This window comes from Streptomyces sp. NPDC059816 (assembly GCF_042732055.1).
Classification (GTDB): domain Bacteria; phylum Actinomycetota; class Actinomycetes; order Streptomycetales; family Streptomycetaceae; genus Streptomyces.
The window spans coordinates 13,468-38,639 of sequence record NZ_JBHWIQ010000031.1; the positions used below are offsets into that span (position 1 = coordinate 13,468).

Genomic DNA, 25,172 nt, shown 5'->3' on the forward strand with positions numbered 1-25,172 from the left:
CCGCCCACCCTAGATCCGCGCCGGAAGCCCGACGGCCCGCCCCGCCTGCCCCCGGGTGCCGCCCCCGCCTGCGGGAACGTACGCTCCAGGGGTCGGGCCCGAGGGGGCCGGACGGGGCGGCCCCCGAGGACCGGGCGGCGCGCACCTCACGGAACGGATTGGGGACGGACATGGGTACGCAACAGGTGCGGGGCGTCGTCGCACGGGCGAAGGGCGAGCCGGTCCGCATCGAGACGATCAACGTGCCCGACCCGGGCCCCGGTGAAGCGGTGGTCAAGGTGCAGACCAGCGGGGTCTGCCACACGGACCTGCACTACCAGGAGGGCGGCATCAACGACGACTTCCCCTTCCTCCTCGGCCACGAGGCCGCCGGAACCGTCGAGTCCGTCGGCGAGGGCGTCACCGAGATCGCCCCCGGGGACTTCGTCGTCCTCAACTGGCGCGCCGTGTGCGGTCAGTGCCGCGCCTGTCGACGCGGACGCCCCTGGTACTGCTTCGACACCCACAACGCCCACCAGCGGATGACCCTCACCGACGGCACCGAACTCTCCCCGGCCCTCGGCATCGGCGCGTTCGCCGAGAAGACCCTGGTCGCCGCCGGCCAGTGCACCAAGGTCGACCCGGCCGCCTCGCCGGCCGCCGCCGGCCTGCTCGGCTGCGGAGTGATGGCCGGCATCGGCGCCGCCATCAACACCGGAGCAGTGGGCCGGGGCGACTCGGTCGCCGTCATCGGCTGCGGCGGGGTCGGTGCGGCGGCCGTCCTCGGCGCCCGGCTCGCCGGAGCCGCCCGGATCGTCGCCGTGGACATCGACGACCGCAAACTGGAGACGGCACGCAACCTGGGCGCCACCCACACCGTCAACTCCCGCACCACCGACCCCGTCGAAGCCGTACGGGAACTCACCGGCGGTCACGGCGCCGATGTGGTGATCGACGCCGTCGGCCGTCCGGAGACCTACGAACAGGCCTTCTACGCCCGTGACCTCGCGGGCACCGTCGTCCTGGTCGGCGTCCCCACCCCCGAGATGCGCATCGACCTCCCGCTGCTCGACGTCTTCGGCCGCGGCGGCTCCCTCAAGTCCTCCTGGTACGGGGACTGCCTCCCCTCCCGGGACTTCCCGATCCTGATCGACCTGTACCTCCAGGGCCGGCTCGACCTCGACGCGTTCGTCACCGAGACCATCGCACTCGACGACGTGGAAGCCGCGTTCACCCGGATGAGCCAGGGCGACGTGCTGCGCTCGGTGGTGGTGCTGTGATGACCGCGCGCATCGAACACCTCGTCACCTCCGGCACGTTCTCGCTGGACGGCGGGACCTGGGACGTCGACAACAACGTCTGGATCATCGGCGACGACACGGAGGCCCTGGTCATCGACGCGGCCCACGACGCCGACGCGATCGCCGAGGCGGTCGGCGACCGTCGACTCGTCGCGATCGTCTGCACCCACGCCCACGACGACCACGTCGACGCGGCCCCTGCACTCGCCGACCGCACCGGCGCGCCGGTCCTGCTGCACCCCGACGACAGCGAACTGTGGCGGCTCACCCACCCCGACCGGGCGCCCGACGGCGAGCTGACCGACGGACAGGAGATCACGGTCGCGGGCACCGTCCTGCGGGTGCTGCACACCCCCGGGCACTGCCGGGGCGCCGTCAGTCTCCACGCACCCCAGCTGGGCACCGTGTTCACCGGGGACACCCTCTTCGCGGGCGGGCCCGGGGCCACCGGCCGGTCCTTCAGCGACTTCCCGACGATCGTCGCCTCGATCAGGGACCGTCTGCTCACCCTGCCCGCCGACACGGTGGTGCGCACCGGCCACGGTGACTCCACCACGATCGGCGCAGAGGCCCCGCACCTCGACGAATGGCTCCGGCGCGGGCACTGAGCCGCCCCCGGGCCCGGCCGGGCGCATGGGCCAGCGCTCCCCGGGCCCGGCAGCGGGGCGGTTATGCTGCGGCCCGGGGAGGTCGTGGTGCACGAACTGACAACCTTCGCCGGGGCGCTGCGGGGGGACGGGATCAGCCTGGACTCCCTGCGACACAGCGCCCGGGCGCTGTGCGTGGGAACGGAACTGTCCGCCGTCTTCCGGGTGGGCACCGGCTCCGACGGCGAGCAGCACGCCGTACTGGCCACCGTGGGGCCCTCCGGCGGCGGAACCGTCGCGCGGGTCGCGCTGCCGCGGGCGTTCCGGGTGGAGCACATCACCCATGACGCGACCCACTTCACCCTCCGCGTCGCGGACGGTCGCACCGTGCGCGCCACCCCCGAACAGTTCGGCACGCACGTCCTGCTGCTGCCGCCCGGCGACGACCCGCGGTACGAGGTCCGGTTGACCGAGGCGTTCCTCGCCACCGCGCTCCTGCCCGACCGTTCCTGGACGCCCGACCGCACACCCGCGGTGCACGACGCGGTGCTCGGCACGATCACTTACGCCCAGGGCACCGGCGGGTACGGGACCGACCTCGTGCTCGGCGACCAGGACGTCCGCTTGACCTTCGACGGCGCGGACGTCGAGAAGGTCATGGAACTCCTCCCGCACGTCCGGGACCTGGTCGCCGGCTTCGCCCCGGTCGAGGCGGCCGGCCGGCAGTTCCTGTGGTCCTGGGGAAGCGACGGCACCGAGACCGCCGACGACGAGCACCGGTACCAGGGCGCGCTGCGCCCGGGCGCCCTGGTCGTCTACCGGTCGGGCGACTTCGAGGTGCACTTCGACGACACCTCGGGCGACTACTTCCTGGACGGCTACTGGCCGGTCGTGCGCCACCGGGCCGACCGGACCCCGACCTCCGTGTCCGTGGAAGCCTGACCGCCGGGCGTACTTCCGGGAGGACCGCCCCTGTCCGTGACCCGGCGGACGGTCAGTCCAGCGCCAGCACCGCCCGCACCGTCTTGCCGCCCCGCCGGTCGTCCGCCACGCTCAGGTGCCGGGACAGCGCGTGCACCAGGGCGAGACCCCGCCCGGACTCGGCGGACGCGGACGGCGGGCGGAGCACCGGCCGGCCCGGACTGTCGTCCTGCACCTGGACGGTGAGCTCGCGGTCGTTCACGTGCAGGCTCAGCCGGCACGGGCGCCGGGCCCCCCTGGTCGCGTTGGCAACGAGCTCCGAGACGACGAGCTGGGCGTCCTGGAGCTGCCCCGGAGTACGGTCCGGCCCCTGGGCGAGCACCGCACGGGTGAACCACCGGGCGCGTCTCGGGGAGGCCCGCCCCTTGGGCAGGACGAATTCGGCACGGGTCGCACGACCGCTGCTGCGCCACTGCACGTGCATGCTGACCACTCCTCTCGCAGGGGCCCGGTTGGCCCGGATGACCGGTGGCCCGTGGGACGGCGGACACCCTCCCCGCACCGGGCGTGGAGATCCCGTCCGTCCGCAACCGGTCACTTTCCCTCATACGGCGATCGGCAAGCCCGTACCCGGCCAGAACAGGTATCGGTCAACTCTGGGCACGCCGTGACCGTTTCCGGCTGCTTTTCCCGACGGACGGTGCACAGCGCTGTGAGCTGGTCCACACTGTTCCCCGTGGTGGGAAGCACTCCTGATGAGTCCACGAGCTTCGTCGGACGCAAGTCCGAGCTGGCCCGGCTGGTCGATGCGTTCGCGGGACACCGCATGGTGACGCTGACCGGTCCCGGAGGTGTCGGCAAGTCCAGGCTCGCCCTGCACGCCGTCACCACCGGGATCCTCGGTCCGCCCGAAGCGGTCGCCTGGGCCGACCTGTCGCCGCTCCAGGACGAACGGCTGCTCGCGGCCACGGTCTCCGACGCCTCCGGGCTCGCGGACCACACCCCGCGGATGCCGGCCGACGCCCTGTGCGCATGGCTCGCCGACAAACGCATGCTGCTGGTCCTGGATTCCTGCGAACACCTGGTCGACGCCTGTCGTGACCTCGTCGGCGACCTACTGACGGCCTGTCCGGACGTGACCATCCTGGCGACCAGCCGCCAACCCGTCGGCATCCCCGGGGAACTGCGCTTCGAGGTGGGCCCGCTGCCCCGGGACGGCGACGCGCTCACCCTGTTCGTCGACCGGGCGCGCGCCGCCAACCCCACCATCCGCCTCGAAGGACCCGGACCGTCCAGGGCGGTCGCGGCCATCTGCCGACGGCTCGACGGCATCCCGCTCGCCCTGGAACTCGCCGGCGCCCAACTGCGCAACGGAACCGTCGAGGAGGTCGCCGAACAACTGCGCACCGCGCTCTCCGCCCTCGACACCGCGGAGCCGGTGCGCCCCGCCCGGCACCAGTCCCTGCGCACCGCCATCGGCTGGAGCCACGAACTGTGCGCCCCGCTCGAACGGCTGTTGTGGGCCCGGCTGTCGGTGCTGCGCGGCACCTTCGACGAGTCCGCGGCCCGGGCCGTCTGCGCGGGTGGGCCGCTGGACGCCGACGCGGTGGCGCCCGCGCTGGCGGGACTGGTCGCCAAGTCGGTGGTGTCCCGGCGGGGCAACGGCTTCAGGATGTTGGACACCGTCCGTGAGTACGGCCGGATGTGGTTGGCCGAACTCGGCGAGGAGAAGGCCGCCGAGGGACGGCACGCCCGGGCCTTCCTGAACCTGGTCCGCCGGGCCGACGACGGGTGGCTCGGCCCCGGCCAGGCGGGCTGGTACCGCAGGCTCGCCGCCGCGCACCCGGACGTGTGCGCGGCGCTCGACCACCTGTTGGCCAACGATCCGCACGCCGCCACCGAGATGGCCTCCCGGGTCGGCTTCTTCTGGGCCTGCTGCGGCCATCTCCACGAGGCCCGCGGTTACCTGGAGTCCGCACTCGCCCAGTACGCAGTGCCCGGTCCGACGCGCACCCGGGCCCAGTGGGCACTCGGCTGCTGTGCGTTGCTCCAGGGCGAGCACGACAAGGCGAGGATGCTGGGGGAGTCGTGCGCCCGGGAGGCCGATCGCGACGACGACCTGGAGGGCCGCCGCTCGGCCGCCTACCTCCTGGGCATCACCCATCTGCTGTCCGGCCGTCCGACGGCCGCGGAAGAGGTCGCCGACCGGGCCCTGGCCACCGCGCCGGACGGTCCGTTCGCCTCGGCGTCGGTGCTCCGCTGCCACCTGGTGCGGATCTTCGCCCTGACCGGTGGCGGGGAGTTGGACCGTGCGGCGCAGGAGGCGGAGCGGCTGCGCCGGGGGTGCGTGGCGCGCGGCGAGTACTGGGCCCGCAACTACACGTACTACCAACTGTCGTTGATCGCCCTGTTCCAGGACCGGCCCCGGGAGGCCGCGGAGCACGCCCGGGCGATGCTCGACGGCAAGCGCCGGCTCGGTGACAGCTTCGGCATCGCGCTCGGCCTCGATCTGTTGGCCGCCGCGCTGGCGGCCGGGGGCGAGAACGATTCTGCCGCCCGGCTCGCCGGCACCGGGCTCGCGTTCTGGCGGGGGGTGGGCCATGCACAGCGCGGCACCCCGGAACTGGGCCCGATCCGCGAGGAGTGCGAACGCGCGGCGCGTGAGGCACTGGGTGACGAGAGCTACGAACGGGAGTTCCGCACCGGCGTCGAGGAGGACGCGGCGATGGCGTTGGCGCGCGTCGTCCGCGGGGCGGTGGGCTGATCCCGGCGCACGGCGGCGCCGACCCGAGCTGAGGCAGGTACCGCACCCGTCCCACGGCGTGGGACGGGTGTTCGGCCTGGCCGATCCGCAGCGCCTTTTCGGGGGGAGCACCCACCGGTTCGTCGGCACTTCGCGCCTCACGGGCAGGTTCGGCCGTCGCACAGGTGATCGCTCGTGAGGGCGACGTGGGTCAGTTCGACCGTCTGATAGCCCAATGGGGTGAAAGCCTGATTGGCCATAACTCGGACCGTTCTCTCGCGTTTCCTCCAGTGCGGGTGAGTGCCCGCAGACGATCTGGAAGGCAGGGAACCTATGAAGCGGGTTGCCCGGAATGGCTTGATCGCCGCGGCCGTCGCCTCAGGCGCCGTCGTCGGTGCGGCACCGGCGTTCGCGGACGCGGCGGCTGACGGCGCGGCGGTCGGCTCCCCCGGTGCGGTGTCCGGGAACACGATCCAGCTGCCGGTACACGTCCCCGTCAATGCGTGCGGGAACACGGTGAACGTGGTCGGTCTCCTCAACCCGGCGGCGGGCAACACGTGCGCCAACCGGGGAGGAAGTGAGGCGGCACCTGGGGGGTACGGAGACCCGGCGGCGCCCGGCGGACAGGTCGGGTCCGGTACCTCGAACGGCGGTGGGTCGACGGCCGAGGGCGCCGCAGTGGGCTCACCGGGGGTGATCTCCGGCAACGGCGTCCAGTTGCCGATCGACCTCCCCGTCAACGTCAGCGGCAACTCGGTGAACGTCGTGGGCGTCGGGAACCCGGTCTTCGGCAACCACTCCGAGAACGTGTCCGGGCCCAAGCCGCCGGAGCCTCCCGTGCGTCCGGAGCCCCCGGTCGCGCCGAAGCCCGAGAAGCCGCCCGTCAAGGAGCCGGTGAAGCACGCCCCGGAGCAGGAGGTCAAGCCTCCGGCGACCGTGGTACCGGAGCAGGAACGGGTAGAGGAGGAGCGCACCGAGGCCCCCGAGGGTCCGGCGACGCTCGCACAGACCGGGGCCGACGACCCGTTGGCCCTGGTGGCGCCCGCCGGGCTCGCCCTGCTCGGAGGCGCGCTCCTGCGCCGCCGCTTCCGGGCCTCCCGCAAGCGCGGTGACTGAGTCACCCCCCTGACGGGTGATGGGCGGATCCCCCCTCCTTGATCCGCTCCCCGCCGGCCACGGGCCCCACCGCTCCTTCCCGAGCGGTGGGGCCCGTGGCCTGTTCGTTCGTCCCTGGCCCGGGCCGGGCGCCGGACCGGGCCCGGATCTTCCGGGGCCTTCCGGGGTGGCCTTCCGGGGTCAGGGTTCCGGGTCCGGCGCCCGTCGTTGCGGCTGCGGAGCGCGCGGGCCCGGCTCCAACGGCGGGCAGTTCGCCGCCATGTTCGACCGGCACAGCGGCGCGGGGGCGTCCTGGAGCCGGGGTGACACCGGCCGGATCAGGAGCGCGGCGGTGAGCGACCCCAGGGAGAAGAGCCCCGCACAGCCGAACACCGCCCGGTGGAACGACGTGTTCACGGCGTTCGCCGAGGTGTAGGCGTCCCCGGAGAGTCCCACCGCGAGCGGCAGCGCGGCGACCACGAGGAACTGCGCGATCCGCGCAGCGGTGTTGTTGACCCCGCTCGCGAGCCCCGCGCGCGTCGCGTCCACGGACGCCAGCACGGTCGCCGTCAGCGGTGCGACGAACAGGCTCATGCCCACGCCGAGCACCACCACAGCGGGCAGCACGTCCGCCACGTACGACGACCCGGGGCGCACCCGCACCATCAGCAGCACCCCGATCGCGGCGACCAGCGGGCCCGTGACCAGGGGCAGCGTCGGCCCCACCCGTCGGGTCAACTCACCGGCACGCGCCGACAACAACAGCATCAGCACGGTGATCGGCAGGGTCGCCGTTCCCGCTTCCAACGCGTTCCAGCCCAGCGCCGTCTGCAACTGCACGGGCAGCAGGAACAGGATGCCGCCGATCGCCGCGTACAGGCACAGGGTCATCGCATTGGTGGCCGAGAACAGCCGGGACCGGAAGATCGACAGGGGCAGCATGGGCGCCGCCGTGCGCCGCTCCACCACGAGGAACACGATCCCGGCCAGCACGCCCCCCGCGGCGGACAGGGTGACCGCCGCCGCGGACAGGCCCCCGGACGCACCGATGAGGGCGTAGCTGACGCCGGCGAGGCAGAGGGCGCCCAGACAGGCGCCCAGCAGGTCGAAGCGCTGCCCGGCGGCCTCGGGGTCACGACTCTCCGGGACGTGCCACACGGCGACCGCGACGACCACGGCGGCCAGCGGCACGTTGATCAGGAAGATCCAGCGCCAGCCGGGCCCGTCGATCAACCACCCCCCGAGGAACGGACCGAGCGCGCCCGCGACCCCGGTCAGCCCCGACCACGCACCGACGGCACGCGACTGGTCGTCCGGGTGGAACGTCGAACGGACCAGGGCCAGTGACCCGGGGGTCAGCAGCGCGCCGCCCACTCCCTGGAGGGCGCGGGCGACGATGAGGGTGGCGTCGTCGGGGGCGATTCCGCACAGCGCGGACGCCACCGCGAACCACACCACGCCGATGACCAGGGTCCGCTTGCGGCCGATCCGGTCACCGAGGGCGCCGCCCAGCAGGAGCAGGGCCGACAGCGTCAGCATGTAGGCGTTGACCACCCATTGCAGACCCGACAGCGAAGCGTTCAGGTCGCGTCCCATCCGCGGCAGCGCCACCGTGACGACCGTGCCGTCCAGCATCGCCATCCCGGAGGCGAGCACCACGCAGGCGAGCACCCAACGCCCGCGGGCCGACGACAGCCGCACCCCGGGGCCGTCGTCCCGCTCCCGGCCGTCCTTCGCATCCCCGCTCACGGCGTTCGCTCCGCTCCCGCCGGGCCGTCAGTCGCTGACCTTGCTCTGCTGGGTGTAGAGCAGGTCCCGGTACTCGGGGTGCCGGGCGATCCAACCCGAGTAGAACGGACACACCGCGAGTACCGAGGTGCCGGCCGCCCGCGCCGCGTCCAACGATTCCCGCACCAACGCCCCGCCGACGCCGCGGCCCTCGAACGCGGGGTCCACCTCCGTGTGGACGAAGGCGATCAGTTCGGAGGTGCGGATGTACTGCGCGAAACCCGCGAGGGTGTCACCGAGGCGGGCCTCGTAGCGCTGCTCACCCGGTACGTCGGTGACGGTGACGGTCTCGCGCGGCTGGCTCATGTGGTGTGGCCCTTCCTGGTGGTCGCCCGGTACGCAGCCGTCCTCGGCGGGCGGCTGCGACCAGGGTGACCCGTCCGGGCGCCGGGCGCTAGCGGGGTGCCCGGACGGGTGCGGCGTCCCGACCCGGGTCAGCCGGCCCGACGGAGCGCGCGGTCGGCCAGGGCCTGCGTCGCGTGCCACCAGGTCGTCACCGGCTCGTAGACCTTGACGCCGTTCGGCGAGCCGAGGGCCCTGGCGCCGAAGGACGCACCCCGGTGGCTCGGGTCGGCGGCGACGTGCACCGTCTGCACGGTGCGGGCGGACGGATCGCTCAGCCGCTTGACGGTGCGGATCTTGGCGTGCGCCTTCGCCCCGCCGCGGAGCGTGTACGGCCTGCTGGTGGTGGCCGGGACCGGTTGGGCGGCCCCGTCCAGGTTGCCGAAGGTCACCGTCGGGACGTGGTCGACCACACAGCTGCGGCGGGTGGTGTTCTCGACGGTGATCCGGACGATGGTGCGCTGGTCGGTCTTGGTCGCCTTCACCTTCACCCCGGCCTCGCGGCAGGTGGGGGTCGCCCGGGCGTCCTGCGGTGCCGCGACGGCGAGCGTCGCGGGCAGGAGGAGGGCGAAGGAGGTGGCGACGGCCGAGGCCGCGAGTACGGAACGAACGCGCATTGCTGGTTCCCCTGTTCGTCGTGCGGTGCCCGGTGGGGGTGCGGACGCGCCCGTGCTGCGGTGCCCCGTGCGCCCGGCGCACTGCGCCAGGACGGTCCCCCCTGTGTGCTCCTGAGACGAGCGGCGTCCCGGGACGGTTGCAGACGCGTTCCTCTCCGCTCCCGAGCCCTGCCGGCTCAGAACTCCTGCTCGGCCCGGCCGCGTCGGCGGGCCCGTACGACGGTCAGACCGGTCAGCAGCACCAGGGCGCTGCCGCCGAGCCACGACGCCGTCGACCACTTGGGGTCGGCGGCCTCCTCGCCGGCCACCGGCACCGCCAGCGGCCGGGGCGTGGCCGCCGCGGGTTGGGTGGCCGCAGCCGGCGCGGGCCGCGGCGGCGGGGGCAGCAGCGAACCGACCGGACGCACCCGGCCGATCGCCGCGAACCCCCAGTCGAGCAGTTGCCGCGCCTCCTCGTACACGGCGTGGCCGCCGTCCTGGGGGTTCATCACCGTGGTGATGACGGTCCGTCCGTCGCGCTCGGCCGCCGCGATGAGCGTGTAGCCCGCATGGGTGGTGTAGCCGTTCTTCACCCCGATCAGTCCTCGGTACGCCAAGACCCCGTCCTCGCCGGTGAGCAGGCGGTTGGTGTTCTGGATGGGGAAGGTGACCCGGCCACCGGGGAAGTCCGCGAGCTTGGTGGAGGCGTACCGGATGAAGTCGGGGTCGGTGAGTCCTTCCCGCCCGATGACGGCGAGGTCGTACGCGGAGGACACCTGCCCCTCGGCGTCGTACCCGTCAGGGGAGACGACCCGGGTGTCCATCGCGCCCAGGTCACGGGCCTTGGCCTGCATCTGGCGCACCGTCTCGTCGACGCCCCCGTTCAGCGACGAGAGCACCCGTACGGCGTCGTTGCCGGAGCTCAGGAACACCCCCCGCCACAGGTCCTCGACCCGGTACCGGTACCCCGCCTCCACCCCCACCAGCGAGCTGCCCGAGCCGATGTCGGCGAGTTCCGCGTCCGTGACCGTGTGCGCGGAGCCGCCCTTGACGTGCGGCAGCACCGTCACGGCGAAGAGGGCCTTGAGGGTCGAGGCGGGCGGCAGCTTCCGGTGCGCGTCCCGGGCCGCGAGGACCTCACCGGTACGGGCGTCCGCGACGAGCCACGAGAGCGCGGACAGCCCGGCCGGTGGGGCGGGGGTGCCCGGCCCGCCCGGGTTGGCCTGGGTGCCCGGACGTTCCAGCAGGGTCCGCCCGGGCATCGGCCGTGGTTTCGGCGGCTCGGGTTCCCGGGACCTGGCCGCCGCCACGGGCCCCGGCAACAACAGCGCGGCACCGAGCGCGAGTGCCACGGAACGGGCCAGGGCCGCGCGCGAGATACATCTGATGACCATTCAGTCACCGTAGGAAGGGACCGGGCGCCGCGCAGATCGGCTTGATCCGGATAGGCGTACGCCCCCGCCGGGACGGGGCGCAGCGGAGGAGGGGGTGGGCCGAACCGGTGACGCCGGCCCCACGACGGTGGGGGAAGTGCCGGGGCTGGACGCTCGCGCATGGGCGTGAGTTCCCCGGCCATGGTCCGCCCGGGGCCGGCGGGGTTGGCTGGACACAGGCCCGAGGAGCCCCCTCCCGGGACCACCCCGGTGGACGGTCCGCCGGGGAAACCCCTACGGAGACAGGACGACGAACATGAGCAGCGAGCAACGGACGCACGGCGCCCCCACCACCCCGGACGCCCGGACCACCCTGGTCATCGGCGGGACGGGCAAGACCGGACGCCGGGTCGCCGAGCGACTCACCGCACGAGGGCTGCCGGTACGGATCGGGTCGCGGTCCGCCCAGCCGGCCTTCCAGTGGGAGTCGCCGGCCACCTGGGACGCCGCCCTGGACGGGGTGGGCGCGGTGTACCTCACCTACTACCCGGACCTCGGCTTCCCCGGGGCCGCCGAAACGGTCGGAGCCTTCGCCCGGACGGCCGTCGAGCGGGGCGTGCGACGCCTGGTGCTGCTGTCGGGCCGCGGGGAGGAAGGGGCGCGCCGCAGCGAGGACGCGGTGCGCGCTTCCGGCGCCGACCTGACGGTGGTCCGGTCCAGCTGGTTCGCCCAGAACTTCGACGAGGGCATGTTCGTCGACTCGGTGCGCGCCGGTGAGATCGCCCTCCCCGTCGGGGACTCGGTGGAGCCGTTCGTGGACGTCGAAGACATCGCCGACGTGGCCGTGGCGGCCCTGACCGACGACCGGCACATCGGGCGCACCTACGAGCTGTCCGGACCCCGGCTGCTGAGCCTCACCGAGGTCGCGGCGGAACTCACCCGGGCCGTCGGCCGCGAGGTCCGGTACATCCCCGTGACCCGGGACGACTTCCGCGCCGTACTGGAGGGCGCCGGGATGCCCCTGGACTTCCTGGAACTGATCGACCTGATGACCGGCGGGCGCAACGCCCATGTGGTGCACGGGGTCGAGGAGGCGCTCGGCCGCCCGGCACGCGATTTCTCCGCTTACGCACGGGACGCCGCTGCACGGGGTACCTGGAAAGAGTGAACCTCAGGTGATTCCATCAGAAAAGTCACTCGAACGGGCGAGCCGTGCCTAGGCCGTCACACCAGGGGCGTGGGTCATGATGCGGTGGTGTATCGATCACTCAGCGCATTGGGCGCCTCCGCCGTCCTGATCGCTCTCGCCTGCACGGGGTGCGGGAAGGGCGGCACGGACACCGCCGCACCCGCCCGAGAGGGGGGCCCCGGCTCCCGCAGCGCCGCCGCCCCGGCTGCGGGCCCCCTCTCGGGCGCCGACGCCGCGGTGTCGGCGGGCGTCCGGGAACAGGCGGGTGCGTACGGTGCCGCCTACCTGGGCGACGGACGCCGGTTCAGCGCCCCCGGGTCGGACGAGGGCGACGGCGACGAGCCGCAGTACCAACTCACCGTCACCCCCAAGTCCGTGGTCGTCGGGGCCCTGCCCGCCAAGGGCGGCGGTACGGCCCCCGCCGCCGGACAACACTGGGAGGCCGTGAAGGTGTCCATCGCCAACACCGGCTGGGACACCTACGACGGCATCCTGGCCAGGTCCCTGTCGGTGCTGGACTCCGCGGGCCGCGCGCACAAGGCCCTGACCGACGTCAAGAAACTGACCGTGGGGGAGGCCCTGGACGCCGACGGAGAACTGCTCCTCGGCGAACAGGTCACCGCATGGGCGGTGTTCGCCCTCCCGGACGGCGCCTCGGCCGAACAGCTCCGCTTCCGCTGGGACAACACCAAGACGGTCAACACCCACCGCGGTTGGCGTCTGTAGCCCACCCGGACACGCGTACGGGGGCGGTCACCGCACCCTGCGGTGACCGCCCCCGTACCCTGTTCGGCGCCGCGAAGGGCGCCGCAGGGGTCCGGGCCCACCCCCGTGTCGGCCCGGACGGTCCTTGTCCACCGGTCAGTCGGTGACCGGGATCTTCCCGTTGCCGTCCGAGGCGTTGCCGCCCCCGGTGTTCTGCGAGGCGTTCCGCGCAGCGTTCTTCAGCAGCGCCCCGAGGTCGACGCCGGTCGTGGCGCTGAGCAGTTCCACGCCCTGGGCGACGTTGTCGGCCACGGTCCGCGACAGCTGCCCGGCGCCGTCCGTGGAGATGACGGTCATCTTCTCCACCGCGCTCAGCGGCTCGGACGCCTTGCCGACGACCTCCGGCAGCACCTGGACCAGCATCTGGAGGACGGCCGCCTCACCGTACTGGGCGAACGCATCCGCCTTCTTGCGCATGGCGTCGGCCTCGGCGGTCCCCCTGGCGGTGATCGCGTCGGCCTCCGCCTGCCCCTCGATCCGCACCGCCTCGGCCAGCGCCGCACGCTGCGCCTTCTCGCCCTCACCGGTCAGCCGCGCCCGGTCGGCCGCGGCCTCCGCCTCCTTGACGAGGCCGATCCGTCGGGCTTCCGCCTCCTGCTCCGCCTGGTACCGGGCGGCGTCGGCGGGCTTGCGGATCTGGGTGTCGAGTTCACGGTCGGTGAGCGCGGCCTGTCGAGCGGCGACCTTCTCCTGCTCCGCGAGGACTTCCTGACGGCGTGCCGCCTCGGCGAGCGGACCGGCCGCATTGGCCTGCGCGGAGGCCTCGTCCGTCTGCGCCTTGATCTCGGCCTGCTTCAGGTACAGGGTCCGCTGGGCCACCGCGATCTCCTCCTCCGCCTTGAGCCGCGCCTGTTCGGCGGCCCGTCGGGCGACGGCCTCGGCGATGTCGGCCTCCTGCTTGGCGCGGGCGGCCTCGGGGCGACCCAGGTCCTCCAGGTAGGAGCCCTCGGTGGTGATGTCCTGGATCTGGAACGCGTCCAGCACCAGGCCCTGTCCGGACAGGCTCGCCTCGGCCTCCTCGGCGACCTGCCCGGCGAACGCGGCCCGGTCCCGGATGATGTCCTCCACCGACATCCGGCCCACGATGGAGCGCAGCGCGCCCGACAACACCTCCTGGGTGAAGCCGACGATGCCGTCCTGCTGGGCGAGGAACCGCTGGGCTGCGGCGCGGATCGAGTCCTCGGTGCCGCCGACCTTGACGATCGCGACCCCTTCCAGATTGGCCTTCACCCCGCGCAGCGTCACCGCGCCGCGCACCGAGATCGGGATGTGCCTGCTGGACAGGTCGAGGGTGAACTTCTGCTGGACGAACGGCACCACGAACACGCCGCCGCCGACCACGACCTTCTGGCCGCTGTTGTCGGTGAAGACCTGACCGGTGCTCGGGTCGGTGGACTGCTTGCCGCGCCGCCCGGTGACGATGAACGCCTCGCTGGGCCCGGCGACCTTGTACCGGGTGATGACCACCAGGCCGAGCAGAACGAGGAGTACGACGACTCCGATGACGGCGATGACTACTGGGCTCATGGAAGATCCCCCCTGCCCTCCGGGGACGGCAGTTCGCGCGAATGGGACGCCGGTGAAGGCGGTGAAGCAGATGGAGTAGGTGAAGCAGTTGACTCGGATAACTCGGATGGCTCAGATGAAGAACGGTGAAGGGGACGAGGGTGGTGCAGGTGGTGACGGAAGGAGTCCGAGCGGGGGCCGCGCAGCGGCTCAGTCCTCGCCCTCGCGGACCGGACGGACCACCACGGAGGTGGCGGTGGGCGCTGCCTCGACCCAGACCTCGGCGCCCCGCTCGACGGCGACCGCGCTGCGGGCCGCGTACTTCGTGGGCTGGCCGGCCAGCCGGACCAGGACCTCGCCGTAGCCGCCGACGGGGATCGCCGTGACCACCTGGCCCGTGCTGCCGAGCAGGTCCTCGGCGCGGGGCGCGGGCGGGGTGTGCTCCCGCATCAGGGCCCGACTGAACCGGGCGGTCAGCCACCCAGCTCCGGCTCCGGCCGCCGCGCCCACGACGGTGGCGGGTACGACCCCCAGACCGGTGGTGCCGAGGACGATCGCCCCGCTGAAGCCGAGCATCGACACGAATCCGGCGATCACCGGTAGGGACAGCAGACCGTCGAAGACCCCGTCCAGCGCGCTGAACGAGTCGAAGAGCCCTTCCAGGAACCCGTCGAAGACCAGCGCGAACGCCAGCAGGACGAGACCGGCGATACCCAGACCGAGGAACCACTGCATGCCTTGGCCTCCCCCTTGTGCGACGCGCTGTGGCCTGCACCATGTTCGCACGAGTGTGCGCCTTCGTTCATTTCCGGATTACGGCAATCTTTATGCATCCTTGATGCCTGATCTGACGGCTCGTCGCCCGGGAGTCGGGCGCGGCTCCGCTCAGCCCCCGCCGTCGGGCACCGGGGCGCCCGTTCGCGGGCCACGGCCCAGCAGCTCCGCGAGGCCGAGCCCGGTGGCCGCGAGCACCACCCGGTCCTCGGGGCGGAGCACGTATCCGGGATGCAGGTCCCATACGAGTCCGGGGGAGGGGTCGCCCCAACGGTGGGGAGCGATGCCCTCCGACCGTTCCCGTCCGTCCGGACGCTGCTCCGGGCCTCCCGCCGAGGTGTCCAGGGCGAGCACCCGCCAGGCGCCCGGGCGAAACGTTTCGGTGACGGTGCGACCCTCCAGTGGGGCGAGACCCGCGACGGTCACGGCGGCGATCAACAGCACCTTGCGCTCCACCGGCACCGCCCCGAGGATCTGTCGGCCCATCATCGCCCCGGCGAACGCGGGCGCGGCGAGGTAGGACACGCTGCGGCTGCGGGTGAGGGCGCGCGGATGGGCGGCCCGCAGGGTGCGGTACACGGCGGTCGCGAAGTCGTCGTCGTACAGGCGCATCACGACCCGCAGTTCCGGGTGGACCGAGCGGGCGTACAGGGCCGCTTCCAAGTTCGTGGTGTCCCCGCTGGTGAGCGCGAGGAGCGAATGGGCCCGGTGGATCTTCGCGGCCTCCAGAACGCCCTCCTCGGTCACGTCACCGAGGACCACGGGCACCCGCAGCCGTCGGGCCAGCGCCATCCCGCGCGCCTCCGGGTCGGACTCGACGCAGACCACGGGGATGTCGAGTTCCCGCAGCCGGGCCAGGACCCGGGTGCCGATCTTGCCGAGACCCAGCAGGACGACGTGTCCCGAAAGGCCACGCGGCGGACGACGGGTCACCACCCCGCTGCGGAAGGTTCCGAGGGCTTCGAGGACCGCGGCGAGCAGCACCGGCAGCAGGAGCAACCCGACGAACCCGGACAGTAGTTGGAGGACCTGACGGAACGTCGACTCCCCTATCGCGGGCTCGTTGATGGAGAACAGGTCCAGCAGGGTCAAGTACACCGCGCGCAAGGGGTGTTCCCCGGTGGTGAACATGGCGGTGACCGCGAGGGCGACCACTGCGAGGACGATCCCGACGAACGACCAGCGCAGTCGCGGAGAGAGCAGCGAGCCGAGCGGTCGGCTCCGGCTGACGGGCTGGGCGGGGCCGGAGTACGACACGGTCTCCAGCACGATCCTGCCGCGCCCGTCCGCCGCCGTGGCGCTCGCTTCGTCCGGCAGCAGTTGGGGCAGTGCGGTGCCGGGCCCCTGGGTGTCGGTCGCGGCGTCGCTGAGCAGGGCCAGGGTGCACAGTGCGGAGTCGCCGGGATCGGCCGCCGAACGTTCCGCGGCCCGCAACAACACCCCGTGCGCCTGGACGACCTTGCTGCTTCCCGCGACGGCCGCCGCCGTGAGCGCGGGCGCGGCCGTGTCGGCGTCGGACAGGATCGTGGTCGACGCGTCGAACGCATGCGGGTCGACGCCCGGGGAGGCGAGGGCGGCGGCCTGGTCGAGCACGTCCTCCAGGTACTGGCCCAGCCGGCGGTTGTACAGCCGGATCACCAGCCGCAGCCGTGGGTTGAGGCGCCGGGCGGCGAGGGCGGCGCGGATGTTGGTCTCGTCGTCGTCGTGAACCAGGGCGAGTGCGGCGGCGCGTTCGACGCCGGCTTCCGCGAGCACCTCGTCCGTGAGTTCGGCTGCTTCCAACTGGGGTGCGGGGGAAGCGGGTTCACCGTCCCCGTTGTTGCTCCCGTTGTTGTTCCCGTTGCTCCCGGTGGCGCGTTGCACCGCGGCGGACACCCGCCCGAACAGCGCGGACGCCCGGGCCCGGCCCACGACCGGCGGGCCGGGGGCCTGTCCGGCGGGCGGGACCACGAGCGTGACCTGTTCGCCGTACACGCCCCGCAGTTCGGCGGCGAGCCGTCGGGCCAGGGCGTCGTCCCCGCAAACGACCATGTGCTCGGCCGCGGTGGGGGGAGTGTGGATGGGCAGTGCAGACATGGTCGGTAAGACTGCCGTACGCCGCCCGCGGTTTCACCGGACGAGCGCTCTACTCCTTCGGCGCCACCGACCTGAGGGTGGGGCGCCGGGTGGCCCGCGCGGACGACAGCAGGACGTGCATGCGCTCGGTGACCTGGGCGAGGTCGTCGGCCGGCCGGTGGAACGGCAGCCGTACGTCCTCCTGGCTGCCCAGCCGTTCGAGGCGCAGGGTCAGACCGTGCCGGTCCAGGGCGAGCGGTTGCACCCGAACGACCTCGGCCAGACTCTCCGGGTCGAGGAGACGGGTCAGCCACTCCACCGCGTCCGCGTGCGCGTCCGCGAGATGGGTCAACAGCCGGGACTCGGCGGTGGCGAGCGGGTCGGGCTCGGCCCGGGCGAAGTCGGCGATGTCGATGCCGATGTGACCGGACGGGACGTGCAGCACCGCGCAGGCGGGCTGGAACACGAGGTGGTCACCGTCCTGGACGAACCGTCCGGACATCCACAGCCGTGAGCGGATACGCTCACGGACGGGCACCGGTGCCGGGTCGGAGAACTCCAGCAGGGCCGTCGGCTCGCCCCGTGGAGCGCAGACCGCGGCCGCAGTGAGGGCGCTGTCCGCCGGCACGCAGAGTCGGACGGTACCGTCGGCGGCTACGGAGTGCGCGCCCACCAGCTCCTCGTGGCAGTGGTCCGTCGTCACCGCGCAGGACCACGCGGCGGCCAGGACCGAACGGGCACGTTCCGCCGCGGTGGGTGCGGTCGTGCGAGCCGGGCGGACACCCATTTCGTACCTCCAGTGTTAGGTAAGCCTTGCCTAACCTAGCTGAAACTGGTGGGAAGGGCCACCGGGCGCGCCGAGGAAGTCGTCCACGGACACGCGGATGTGCGAGACCGGTTCGGGTGCGGTCGGGGTGCGCCCCGATCTCTGCGGAGGGTGCGGTGGCCGTGGGCGTAGGACGTCCTCATGGCTCTTCGTGACCGGTGTCCGGGGTGTGGATCCGGGTGGGGCGTGCCCGTCGAGGGGATCGCTTGCGGCATAAGTGGGGGAATTCCTCCGTACCTCTCGCGGACGGATGTTCCTCCCCGTTCGTCGCGTGTTGCTGGGATTCTCGGCGGGCGATATCGCTCGCACCTCGCGGGGAAAGGCATTGCCGGTCTGATGTGGGGCTTCCCCGGGCGGAAGGAATCCGGCCGATTGCGCGGGCACTCCTATTCGGCCAATGGGCCTGGAAAAGGAGGGGGATTCCGCCTGATTCCCGGGTCGTGCGGGTGGGTGAGCCGCGCAGGTCCGTTACTTCTCGCCACTGTTTCAATACGCAAGGTTACCGAAATGCAGGGGGTCGACGTGAACTTCGGCGCAGGACTCGGCAGACTCACCGACGCCGAACGGATGCCCCGCCGATCCACGGGTCATGCCTCTCCGAGCGGAAGGATGCACGCAATGGTGGACAGTGCGCGCAACACCACCCTCGGGACGTGCGAGGCGGTCATCCCGGGAACGGACCACCCCGTCGGTTCCCGAGGCGCGACCGGCACGGGCGGTGCCGGGCGCGTCCGCCCGCGGAGCGGTGCGGCGGCACCGAACCGCGGGCGGGTCAGGCGGCCCGGAGCCGTCGGAGCGCGAGCTCCGAGGGTCGTACGGGTCGGACCGGCCGCGGCGGAACGCACGTTCGGCGACGACCGGGTGAGGAGCGCCCGAGGGGTGCGCGACCTCACCCACTAGACCGGGACCTGGCGCGGTCGACACCTGCCTGTGGGGGGCGGGTCCGACCGCCCGTGTGGGGGGTCCCAGTGGGGGACCGGCCGGATGGAGGAGCCACCTCCGTCCGGCCGGTCGTGTGTCACCCGATCGGACGCCCGGCCCCGGCCGAACGGGTGCCGAGGACGACCGTCGCCTGCGTCTCGTCGCACACGCGCACCTGCGCCCCGAGGCCCGCCTGCCGGAACGCCGCCACGGCATGCGGCGCCTGCGTCTCGCTCGTCTCCACGAGCAGCACCCCGCCCGGACCCAACCAGTGCGGTGCCCCGACGGCCACCCGTCGCAGCACGTCGAGTCCGTCCGCGCCGCCGTCCAGCGCGACCAGTGGTTCGTGGTCGCGCGCCTCGCCCGGGAGCAACGCCACCTCGTTGCTCGGCACATAGGGGACGTTGGCGATCAGCACGTCGACCCGGCCGCGCAGTGCCGTGGGCAGGGCGTCGAACAGGTCGCCCGTCAGGACGCGCCCGCCGAGGGGTTCCACATTGCGCCGGGCGCACCGCACCGCCGTCGGATCGATGTCCGACACGACGAGTGCCGCTCCCGGCACGGCGGTGAGCACCGCCGCCCCCACCGCGCCCGACCCGCAGCACAGGTCGACCACCACGGGAGGTGCGGGGAGACGTCGGGAGGCGAGGGCGACCGCGGAGGACGCCAGGAACTCCGTACGGCGCCGCGGTACGAACACTCCGGGCCCCACCGCGATCCGCAGACCGAGGAACCCGGCCCAACCGAGGACGTGTTCGAGGGGCGGGCCGGACGCCCGTCGGACAGCCATCGCCGTGGCCTCGTCCGGCGTACGGGCGGTGGCCAGGATGAGGCGCGCCTCGTCCTCGGCGAACACACAACCCGCGGCGCGCAGTCGGGCCGCGAGCACCGCCAGCTGCGGGGGGACCGGTGCATCGGGCGACGCGGGGTCCTCGGCGGACGCGGAGTCGATGCCGGTGGCGGAGGGAACGGAGGACACAGGGGGAACGGGCATGAGCACAGGAACCTTTCGGGCGTCGAAAGGGTGCTCGTGCGGAACCCGGCGCTGGGCTAGAGGTGGTGTACCGGGCGGCCGACAGATGAGAGCACCCTGCCTGAGCGGACAGAAATGGGTCTCACCTCCCCGGTGGGCGCCAACGCGGACACGCGCACTTTACCCGAGCGGCTCCGAGGCGGTACACCGAGTTCCGCGCGGTCGTAGATAGTGCTCGGCGGCGAGCGCCGCCTCACGCGCGCTGCGCCGCCCCATCAACACGCACAAGGTGTACGCGGTGTCCTCGAACCGTCCTCGGACGGTTCCGTTGGACGGATTGGCGAGCATCAGGCGTTCCCACGCCCGGTATCGCTTGAGCAGGGTGTCGACCTGCGGCTTGTCCGGCAGCAGCATCGTGTCTCCCACCTCCAGACTGGGCCCGTGCCGCTCGCGGTCGTGCGGTGGCCCCATCCTCACCCGGGGCGGCGCGGTCCTCCTGTCGGGCGGGGGGAGGATTCGCTCCTCCAGCTCACCGGCGCCTGCGCGTCGAGGACTTCGCCGTCACCCGGACGCCGCCGCCGACACCCGTTCCGAACTGCGAGAACGTGCTCGTGTTGCACGAGTGGAGCAACGCCCGCAGGCTGGAGGCAACCCAGCAGACACCACCGCTCACGCTTCGTGTCCGGTGCTCGGCCGAACGGGCGACGGGCACGGTGGGGGAGCGGTGCGGGTAGAGGAGTCGACACCATGACCGTCCCCCGACCCTGCTACTACTGCGTGGAAGTGGAAGCTAGCCCGGAGCGCGGCGCCCATGTGCGGCGCATCCTCGCGGCCCACCTCGCGCACTGGGCGCTCGACCACCAGGTGGAGCCGGTGTGCGGGGGCGTCGGTGAACTGTTCGCCAATGTCGTCGAGCACACCGACGACACCACCGCCATGGTGGAACTCTGCTGGACCGGACGGCACCTGATCGCCTCGGTGGCCGACCGGGACCACCGCCGGCCACGCCTGCTCGGTGCGCGGCGCGGCGGCCTCGCGAAGGTGGCCGCGCTGAGCGACGGGTGGGGCAGCTGGCGGACCCCCGGCGGCGGCAAGGTGGTGTGGTTCTCGCGCAGGGTGGAATCGGCGGAAGGCCTCCCGCTCGTCCGACCGGGGCCGACGCCCGCCCTGGGAGCGAACCGACGCCGCCCCGGACGCCTCCTGCCGACGACCCCGGAGCTCCGCGCGACCGCCGTGGAACCCGCCCGAAGCCCGCTGGCGGCCTGAGGCGCAGCCCGGTCAGCGCCCGCCGTCCACCGACTCCCGATCAGCGCCCGCCGTCCACCAGTCGGGCGACGGTGTCGCGCAACCAGCCCCACGAGGCTTCGGTGTCGGCCGAACGGCCGTGCGGCGCACGGAACAGGTCCAGGAAGGCGCACAGGTCGTCCAGGTCCCAGCGCAGCCGGTACAACTCCAAGGCGGACGGGACGGGGGTCCGTCCGCTCTCCTCGGTCCATACGGACAGCGCTGCGGCGTCGAAGTCGCCGTCCTCCCGGACGGCCACGTGCCACAGGTCGCGTTCCGGGACCGCGAGGCCGCAGGTGTCCCAGTCGACGAGGCGGAGGCCGCCGTCCGGGCCCCACAGGAGGTTCCCCGGATGGGGTTCGCCATGGGTCACGACCAGTGCGCCGGCACCGGTGGGAAGGGTCGCCACCCGGCGGTCGAACTCCTCCAACCGGCCGCGCAGTCCCGCCGCCCGCTCCCGAAGCAGCTCCCGGGCGGGGTCCGCGAACGGGCCGTCCGCCCAGTCGTCGTCCGCACCGCGCAGCACGGCCTCCAGACGGTGGCGCCCCGGTAGCCCCGGGGGCAGGACGGGTGCCGGGGCGGGCGGGGCGGACCGGTGCAGGGACGCCAACACCCGTATGACGTCGACCCGTTCCTGCGCCGTCAGCCGCTGACCGAACTCGCCCGACGGCGCGTCCACCCAGGGCTGCACGCTCAGGGCGTACCGTTCCCCCAGCCGGTGCAGGCGGGCACCGTCCAGGGTCGGCAGCGGCGCGAGGACCGGGTCGAGTCCCGCGGCGCTCAGTGCGCCCGCCGTGTCCATCGCCGCGAGCAACCCCTCGTGGGCGGCGGTGGTTCCCTCCCCGCAGTACGGCTTGTTCGTCAGGTCCGCCACGGTCAGGAACCAGCGTCGTCCCCCGTCGTCCAGCGCACTCCAGTGGTAGTCGCCGAAGCCGACCGGCGCATACGTCAACGAGACGGACCGCACCCCCCACCTCAGCAGTGCTTCCCGCAGTTCGGCTTCCTTCACATCGGCAGGTAGATCGTGCATGCGTCGAGCCTAGGCAGTGCCCGCCGGGACGGGCATCCGATTAGTTGACCCGTCCCGGCTCCCTCCGAGTCCCCTGCGCAACCCCCGTCGGGCGGGCCGCGGCGGTCGGGCTCAGTGGGGCTGCGGGGCGGGTTCGATGACGAACACCGGGATGTCCCGCTCCGTCTGCTCCTGGTAGACGGCGTAGTGCGGGAACACGGCCACGGCCCGCTCCCACCACAGGGCCTTCTCCTCGCCGGTGACCTCCCGGGCGGTCATGTCCTGGCGCACGGGCCCGTCCTGGAGCTCCAGCCGCGGGTCGGCGAGGAGGTTGTGGTACCAGACGGGATGCTTGGGGGAGCCGCCGTAGGACCCGACCGCCGCGTACCGCCCCTCGTGCTCCACCCGCATCACGGGCGACTTGCGGAGCTTGCCGCTCTTCGCCCCCACGGTGGTGAGCACGACCACGGGCATGCCCTGGATCGTCGTGCCCTCGGTCCCGCCCGAGCTCTCGTACAACTCCACCTGGTCGCGCACCCATGCGGTCGGAGTGGGCTGGTACTCACCTGTCAGCGGCATGCCGTGTCCTGTCGGTCGACTGCGGTCGGTTCCCCCGCCCCCTCAACATCGTCCGTCCACCGGATCATCCCCACGATCCCGTCCGTTCCCCCGGTCGGGTCAATCCGGAGCGACTCCCAGGGCCGCCGAGATCCGGACTTCGGCCGACCCCGGTTCGACCGTCCAGCGCTGGGCCGCCGAACGGTCGCGGACCTTCACCACCACATCGGCACCCGCCTCGGGCGTCGTGGGCGTGAGCGCCAGATCGTCCTTCCAGCGCGGCACCAACTGCCCTTGGACGGTGAGGTCGTAGCGCACGTCCGTGCTGTGGTCCGGATCGCGACCGGCGCAGTTGCCGAGGGCCGCCACGCCTTCCTGCGCGTGCGAGTCGAGACACAGGCCCGGGTCGGCTCCGCTGCGGAGCAGCCCGTCGCCCTCGTACGACCACTGTTGGGTCCGTCGGTCCGCACACGGCAGCAGGGTCGCCCGGGCACCGACGAGCGGATGCCGGCCGACCACGTCGAGGCAGAGCCCGGCCGCGACGTTGCGGAGCTCCCCGCGCAACGCCCCCACCGGCCGGACGGTGTCGGTGGAGGGAGTGGTGCCGTGTCCGGACGACCCGGGCAACGTCGAGGGACTGACGGAACGCGCGGGCGGCGCTCCGGGCAGCGCGGAGCCCACCGCGCCGCCCCCGCCCCCGGGCCACAGGGCCGCCGTCAGGAGCGCGGCGGTCAGTACCGCCCCGCCGAGCGCAGCGCCGGCGAGCAGGCTCCTGGCCGGGGGCGGACCGTCCCCCGTCGGTGCGCCGTCCGCGGGCTTCGGCGCCCTGCCGCGCGCCCGGTGGCGACCCGCGCGCGGTGGTCGTGCGCCCTCGGTGGCCGCGTCGCTCGTCCCCTCGGTGGGGAAGGGAGCGCGGGAGGGCGGCAACGGCGGGGCGGTGGGCTGGTGGTGCCGACCGTGACGGAGGGACAGATAGGCGGCGGCGTGGTCGAAGAGCACGGACTCCACCAGGAGCGTGCCGGGTTCTTCGGCCGCCCGCCGCAGGTGCGCGTCGACCGACCGGCAGTGCCCGCACTCCCGCAGGTGCGCGTCGACCTCCAGGGGGAGCGGGGCGCCCTGGCGGGTCAGGACGTCGCGCAGGCGCAGGTGCTGACGGCACTCCCTGCTGGTGGTGAGGGCGAGGTGCGCCTGGGCGACCGACGCCATGAAGTCCCGCCGGGCGCCGTTCAGTTCGTGCGCCGCTCCGACGGGGTCGAGGGACAGCAGGGCCGCCGGAACGGACAGCGGTTCGCCCTCGACCTCCGTGTGCCAGAGCAGGTGTTGGGCGGTGCTCGACAGGGCGCCGAACGCCCGGTCCGCGAGGGGCCGTGGTCGATCCGGTTCGTCGTGAGGTCGTTCCCCGGCCGCCGATTCCCGCACCGCGAGGAGCAGCCGGGGCCTCAGCGCCCGGTACGTCCCGGGGGCGGTCGGTGCGTCGAGCACCGCGTCGAAGGCGGCTGCCACCACGGCGGGAGCCCCGCCCGGTGTCGCCCCGGCGCAGAGGACGGCGTAGTCGTGGACGGCTTCCCCGTGGCGGCTCAACAAGGCCGCGCGGCTGCGGGATCCGTGGCCGTCCGCCGACCGCACGGCGGCCATGAGCTCGACGTCGGACCCGTCGGGTTCCGTGACCGCGTGTGGTCTTCGGTTCGGTCGGGGCGGAAGGGGGAGGGTCAACAGAGGGTCTTCCTTCCGGGGCGTACGCGGACCCGCACCGGGCCGTTCGGGCACGGAAGGACGCACCCTCCGGCGGCCGGCGGAAGACGACGTACCGTTCGGTGACCGGTCGTGTCCGTGCGGGAACGGTGCACACCCTGGCACAGCAGACTCACGCGCAACAAGGCTTTGAGGAAGGGTGGTTGCGTGGGCAACAGTCGGGTACGCCCGGCCCTCCCGCCATCTGGAGGGTGCCGGACGGGGCTCCCGCCCAGCACGGTCCGGATCGGCGCAGCAGGGCGGCGGGCCCATGGGCTCCCGGGCCGGGGCCCGTGCTCATGACCGCGGGGGTGACGACGACGACGGCGTCTGCGCGGCGGGCGTGCGGTCGGCGCGGGGAGACGGGCGCCGACGGTGGGCCTCCGGTTCAGCCCTGCTGGGGATCGATCCGGACGGGGGGCGCGGTGCGCGCACTCTCGCCCTTCGACTCCGTCCGCTCCTCGGTGCGGTGCCCACGGGCGATGTAGTCCCGCACCACCAGCTCCACGGCGTCCTGCGGCGATCCGACGCCGGCGAGGACCATGACCTCCACCACGAGTTCGGCGTCGATGCTGACGGTGACCTTGGCCATGGACGCTCCTCGTCGGATCTGCGAAACCGGGCCGGACCCTAACACCCTGCCGGCGGGTCGCACGAGGCTTTCCGTAGACCCCGTAGACCCCGTAGACCCCGTGGATCGCGTGGATCGCGTGGATCGCGTGGATCGCGTGGATCGCGTGGAGCCGGGACGCAGGAGCGGCGCGGAGCGGTCGGCCGGGCGAATCGAGTCGACGGCACGGAGATCGTTGCCGTCCGCGGTGAGTCGCGCACCTTGCGGCGGGTGCGGTTGGACCGT

Annotated in this window: 22 protein-coding genes and 1 pseudogene; 8 read left to right on the forward strand and 15 right to left on the reverse strand. The window is 73.0% G+C overall.

Annotated features, from left to right (window positions below):
• The first annotated feature begins 170 nt into the window (after positions 1-170).
• The 3 genes from ACFV88_RS30755 (at position 171) to ACFV88_RS30765 (ending at position 2,809) form a co-directional block, all read left to right on the forward strand.
• Positions 171-1,259, forward strand: a complete 1,089-nt coding sequence (locus ACFV88_RS30755; RefSeq protein WP_385495333.1) for an S-(hydroxymethyl)mycothiol dehydrogenase — start codon at positions 171-173, stop codon at positions 1,257-1,259.
• On the forward strand, positions 1,259-1,888 hold the full coding sequence (locus ACFV88_RS30760; RefSeq protein WP_385495334.1) for an MBL fold metallo-hydrolase: 630 nt from the start codon (positions 1,259-1,261) through the stop codon (positions 1,886-1,888). The genes ACFV88_RS30755 and ACFV88_RS30760 overlap by 1 nt, the downstream gene beginning before the upstream one ends.
• An 87-nt stretch (positions 1,889-1,975) precedes the next feature.
• The gene (locus ACFV88_RS30765; protein WP_385495335.1) at positions 1,976-2,809 is read left to right on the forward strand and encodes a hypothetical protein; all 834 of its coding nucleotides are present in this window, start codon (positions 1,976-1,978) and stop codon (positions 2,807-2,809) included.
• A gap of 52 nt (positions 2,810-2,861) precedes the next feature.
• Here ACFV88_RS30765 and ACFV88_RS30770 read toward each other — a convergent pair whose 3' ends face one another.
• Positions 2,862-3,272, reverse strand: a complete 411-nt coding sequence (locus tag ACFV88_RS30770; protein ID WP_385495336.1) for an ATP-binding protein — start codon at positions 3,270-3,272, stop codon at positions 2,862-2,864.
• A gap of 252 nt (positions 3,273-3,524) precedes the next feature.
• Here ACFV88_RS30770 and ACFV88_RS30775 point away from each other — a divergent pair, with 252 nt between their 5' ends.
• Positions 3,525-5,552 (forward strand): ATP-binding protein, encoded by a 2,028-nt coding sequence (locus ACFV88_RS30775; protein WP_385495338.1) that lies wholly within the window; start codon positions 3,525-3,527, stop codon positions 5,550-5,552.
• Positions 5,553-5,864: 312 nt separating this feature from the next.
• A complete protein-coding gene (locus tag ACFV88_RS30780) occupies positions 5,865-6,647 on the forward strand; it encodes a chaplin (protein WP_385495339.1) in 783 nt (260 codons plus the stop codon).
• Between the two features lie 180 nt (positions 6,648-6,827).
• Here ACFV88_RS30780 and ACFV88_RS30785 read toward each other — a convergent pair whose 3' ends face one another.
• From ACFV88_RS30785 to ACFV88_RS30800, 4 genes are all read right to left on the reverse strand, one after another.
• Positions 6,828-8,267, reverse strand: coding sequence for an MFS transporter (locus ACFV88_RS30785; protein ID WP_385495409.1), 1,440 nt, complete (start codon positions 8,265-8,267; stop codon positions 6,828-6,830).
• Between the two features lie 135 nt (positions 8,268-8,402).
• Positions 8,403-8,720, reverse strand: a complete 318-nt coding sequence (locus ACFV88_RS30790; RefSeq protein ID WP_385495341.1) for a GNAT family N-acetyltransferase — start codon at positions 8,718-8,720, stop codon at positions 8,403-8,405.
• 128 nt (positions 8,721-8,848) lie between these two features.
• Positions 8,849-9,373, reverse strand: a complete 525-nt coding sequence (locus tag ACFV88_RS30795; protein ID WP_385495342.1) for a DUF4232 domain-containing protein — start codon at positions 9,371-9,373, stop codon at positions 8,849-8,851.
• 176 nt (positions 9,374-9,549) lie between these two features.
• Complete coding sequence (locus ACFV88_RS30800; protein ID WP_385495343.1) at positions 9,550-10,746, reverse strand: D-alanyl-D-alanine carboxypeptidase family protein; 1,197 nt, start codon at positions 10,744-10,746, stop codon at positions 9,550-9,552.
• 295 nt (positions 10,747-11,041) lie between these two features.
• On the opposite strand from ACFV88_RS30800, the gene ACFV88_RS30805 reads away from it, so the two are divergent.
• Both ACFV88_RS30805 and ACFV88_RS30810 read left to right on the forward strand, forming a co-directional pair.
• Positions 11,042-11,893 (forward strand): NAD(P)H-binding protein, encoded by an 852-nt coding sequence (locus tag ACFV88_RS30805; RefSeq protein WP_385495344.1) that lies wholly within the window; start codon positions 11,042-11,044, stop codon positions 11,891-11,893.
• An 87-nt stretch (positions 11,894-11,980) separates the two neighbouring features.
• Positions 11,981-12,640 carry a hypothetical protein gene (locus tag ACFV88_RS30810; RefSeq protein ID WP_385495345.1) on the forward strand — a complete coding sequence of 220 codons (660 nt, stop codon included), beginning with the start codon at positions 11,981-11,983 and terminating at the stop codon, positions 12,638-12,640.
• Between the two features lie 135 nt (positions 12,641-12,775).
• Here ACFV88_RS30810 and ACFV88_RS30815 read toward each other — a convergent pair whose 3' ends face one another.
• The 6 genes and pseudogenes from ACFV88_RS30815 to ACFV88_RS30840 form a co-directional block, all read right to left on the reverse strand.
• Positions 12,776-14,206 (reverse strand): flotillin family protein, encoded by a 1,431-nt coding sequence (locus ACFV88_RS30815; protein WP_385495346.1) that lies wholly within the window; start codon positions 14,204-14,206, stop codon positions 12,776-12,778.
• A gap of 189 nt (positions 14,207-14,395) precedes the next feature.
• Positions 14,396-14,920, reverse strand: coding sequence for a hypothetical protein (locus ACFV88_RS30820; protein WP_385495348.1), 525 nt, complete (start codon positions 14,918-14,920; stop codon positions 14,396-14,398).
• 150 nt (positions 14,921-15,070) lie between these two features.
• A complete protein-coding gene (locus ACFV88_RS30825) occupies positions 15,071-16,990 on the reverse strand; it encodes an NAD-binding protein (protein ID WP_385495410.1) in 1,920 nt (639 codons plus the stop codon).
• Positions 16,991-17,084: 94 nt separating this feature from the next.
• Positions 17,085-17,801 carry a DUF2470 domain-containing protein gene (locus ACFV88_RS30830; RefSeq protein WP_385495349.1) on the reverse strand — a complete coding sequence of 239 codons (717 nt, stop codon included), beginning with the start codon at positions 17,799-17,801 and terminating at the stop codon, positions 17,085-17,087.
• A gap of 1,057 nt (positions 17,802-18,858) precedes the next feature.
• Positions 18,859-19,755, reverse strand: a complete 897-nt coding sequence (locus ACFV88_RS30835) for a putative protein N(5)-glutamine methyltransferase (RefSeq protein WP_385495350.1) — start codon at positions 19,753-19,755, stop codon at positions 18,859-18,861.
• Positions 19,756-19,956: 201 nt separating this feature from the next.
• Positions 19,957-20,148: pseudogene (locus ACFV88_RS30840) on the reverse strand (DUF5133 domain-containing protein); the annotation flags it as partial.
• A gap of 333 nt (positions 20,149-20,481) precedes the next feature.
• On the opposite strand from ACFV88_RS30840, the gene ACFV88_RS30845 reads away from it, so the two are divergent.
• Positions 20,482-21,000 carry an ATP-binding protein gene (locus ACFV88_RS30845; protein ID WP_385495351.1) on the forward strand — a complete coding sequence of 173 codons (519 nt, stop codon included), beginning with the start codon at positions 20,482-20,484 and terminating at the stop codon, positions 20,998-21,000.
• 40 nt (positions 21,001-21,040) lie between these two features.
• Here ACFV88_RS30845 and ACFV88_RS30850 read toward each other — a convergent pair whose 3' ends face one another.
• The 4 genes from ACFV88_RS30850 to ACFV88_RS30865 form a co-directional block, all read right to left on the reverse strand.
• The gene (locus ACFV88_RS30850; RefSeq protein WP_385495352.1) at positions 21,041-22,048 is read right to left on the reverse strand and encodes a phosphotransferase enzyme family protein; all 1,008 of its coding nucleotides are present in this window, start codon (positions 22,046-22,048) and stop codon (positions 21,041-21,043) included.
• 111 nt (positions 22,049-22,159) lie between these two features.
• Positions 22,160-22,606, reverse strand: coding sequence for a nitroreductase family deazaflavin-dependent oxidoreductase (locus ACFV88_RS30855; protein WP_385495354.1), 447 nt, complete (start codon positions 22,604-22,606; stop codon positions 22,160-22,162).
• Between the two features lie 99 nt (positions 22,607-22,705).
• Positions 22,706-24,298 (reverse strand): RICIN domain-containing protein, encoded by a 1,593-nt coding sequence (locus ACFV88_RS30860; protein ID WP_385495355.1) that lies wholly within the window; start codon positions 24,296-24,298, stop codon positions 22,706-22,708.
• A gap of 406 nt (positions 24,299-24,704) precedes the next feature.
• Positions 24,705-24,908: a type II toxin-antitoxin system VapB family antitoxin gene (locus ACFV88_RS30865; RefSeq protein WP_385495356.1), complete on the reverse strand. Its 204-nt coding sequence runs from the start codon at positions 24,906-24,908 to the stop codon at positions 24,705-24,707.
• Positions 24,909-25,172 lie beyond the last annotated feature (264 nt).

Excerpts from the sequence above, each read along its gene's own strand:
- ACFV88_RS30820 (WP_385495348.1), bottom strand. The coding sequence starts at position 14,920 with ATGCAGTGGTTCCTCGGTCTGGGTATCGCCGGTCTCGTCCTGCTGGCG.
- ACFV88_RS30850 (WP_385495352.1), bottom strand. The coding sequence starts at position 22,048 with ATGCACGATCTACCTGCCGATGTGAAGGAAGCCGAACTGCGGGAAGCA.
- ACFV88_RS30815 (WP_385495346.1), bottom strand. The coding sequence starts at position 14,206 with ATGAGCCCAGTAGTCATCGCCGTCATCGGAGTCGTCGTACTCCTCGTT.
- ACFV88_RS30855 (WP_385495354.1), bottom strand. The coding sequence starts at position 22,606 with ATGCCGCTGACAGGTGAGTACCAGCCCACTCCGACCGCATGGGTGCGC.
- ACFV88_RS30805 (WP_385495344.1), top strand. The coding sequence starts at position 11,042 with ATGAGCAGCGAGCAACGGACGCACGGCGCCCCCACCACCCCGGACGCC.
- ACFV88_RS30800 (WP_385495343.1), bottom strand. The coding sequence starts at position 10,746 with ATGGTCATCAGATGTATCTCGCGCGCGGCCCTGGCCCGTTCCGTGGCA.
- ACFV88_RS30770 (WP_385495336.1), bottom strand. The coding sequence starts at position 3,272 with ATGCACGTGCAGTGGCGCAGCAGCGGTCGTGCGACCCGTGCCGAATTC.
- ACFV88_RS30830 (WP_385495349.1), bottom strand. The coding sequence starts at position 17,801 with ATGGGTGTCCGCCCGGCTCGCACGACCGCACCCACCGCGGCGGAACGT.
- ACFV88_RS30780 (WP_385495339.1), top strand. The coding sequence starts at position 5,865 with ATGAAGCGGGTTGCCCGGAATGGCTTGATCGCCGCGGCCGTCGCCTCA.
- ACFV88_RS30755 (WP_385495333.1), top strand. The coding sequence starts at position 171 with ATGGGTACGCAACAGGTGCGGGGCGTCGTCGCACGGGCGAAGGGCGAG.
- ACFV88_RS30865 (WP_385495356.1), bottom strand. The coding sequence starts at position 24,908 with ATGGCCAAGGTCACCGTCAGCATCGACGCCGAACTCGTGGTGGAGGTC.
- ACFV88_RS30825 (WP_385495410.1), bottom strand. The coding sequence starts at position 16,990 with ATGGTCGTTTGCGGGGACGACGCCCTGGCCCGACGGCTCGCCGCCGAA.
- ACFV88_RS30760 (WP_385495334.1), top strand. The coding sequence starts at position 1,259 with ATGACCGCGCGCATCGAACACCTCGTCACCTCCGGCACGTTCTCGCTG.
- ACFV88_RS30795 (WP_385495342.1), bottom strand. The coding sequence starts at position 9,373 with ATGCGCGTTCGTTCCGTACTCGCGGCCTCGGCCGTCGCCACCTCCTTC.
- ACFV88_RS30790 (WP_385495341.1), bottom strand. The coding sequence starts at position 8,720 with ATGAGCCAGCCGCGCGAGACCGTCACCGTCACCGACGTACCGGGTGAG.
- ACFV88_RS30845 (WP_385495351.1), top strand. The coding sequence starts at position 20,482 with ATGACCGTCCCCCGACCCTGCTACTACTGCGTGGAAGTGGAAGCTAGC.
- ACFV88_RS30785 (WP_385495409.1), bottom strand. The coding sequence starts at position 8,267 with ATGGCGATGCTGGACGGCACGGTCGTCACGGTGGCGCTGCCGCGGATG.
- ACFV88_RS30835 (WP_385495350.1), bottom strand. The coding sequence starts at position 19,755 with ATGCCCGTTCCCCCTGTGTCCTCCGTTCCCTCCGCCACCGGCATCGAC.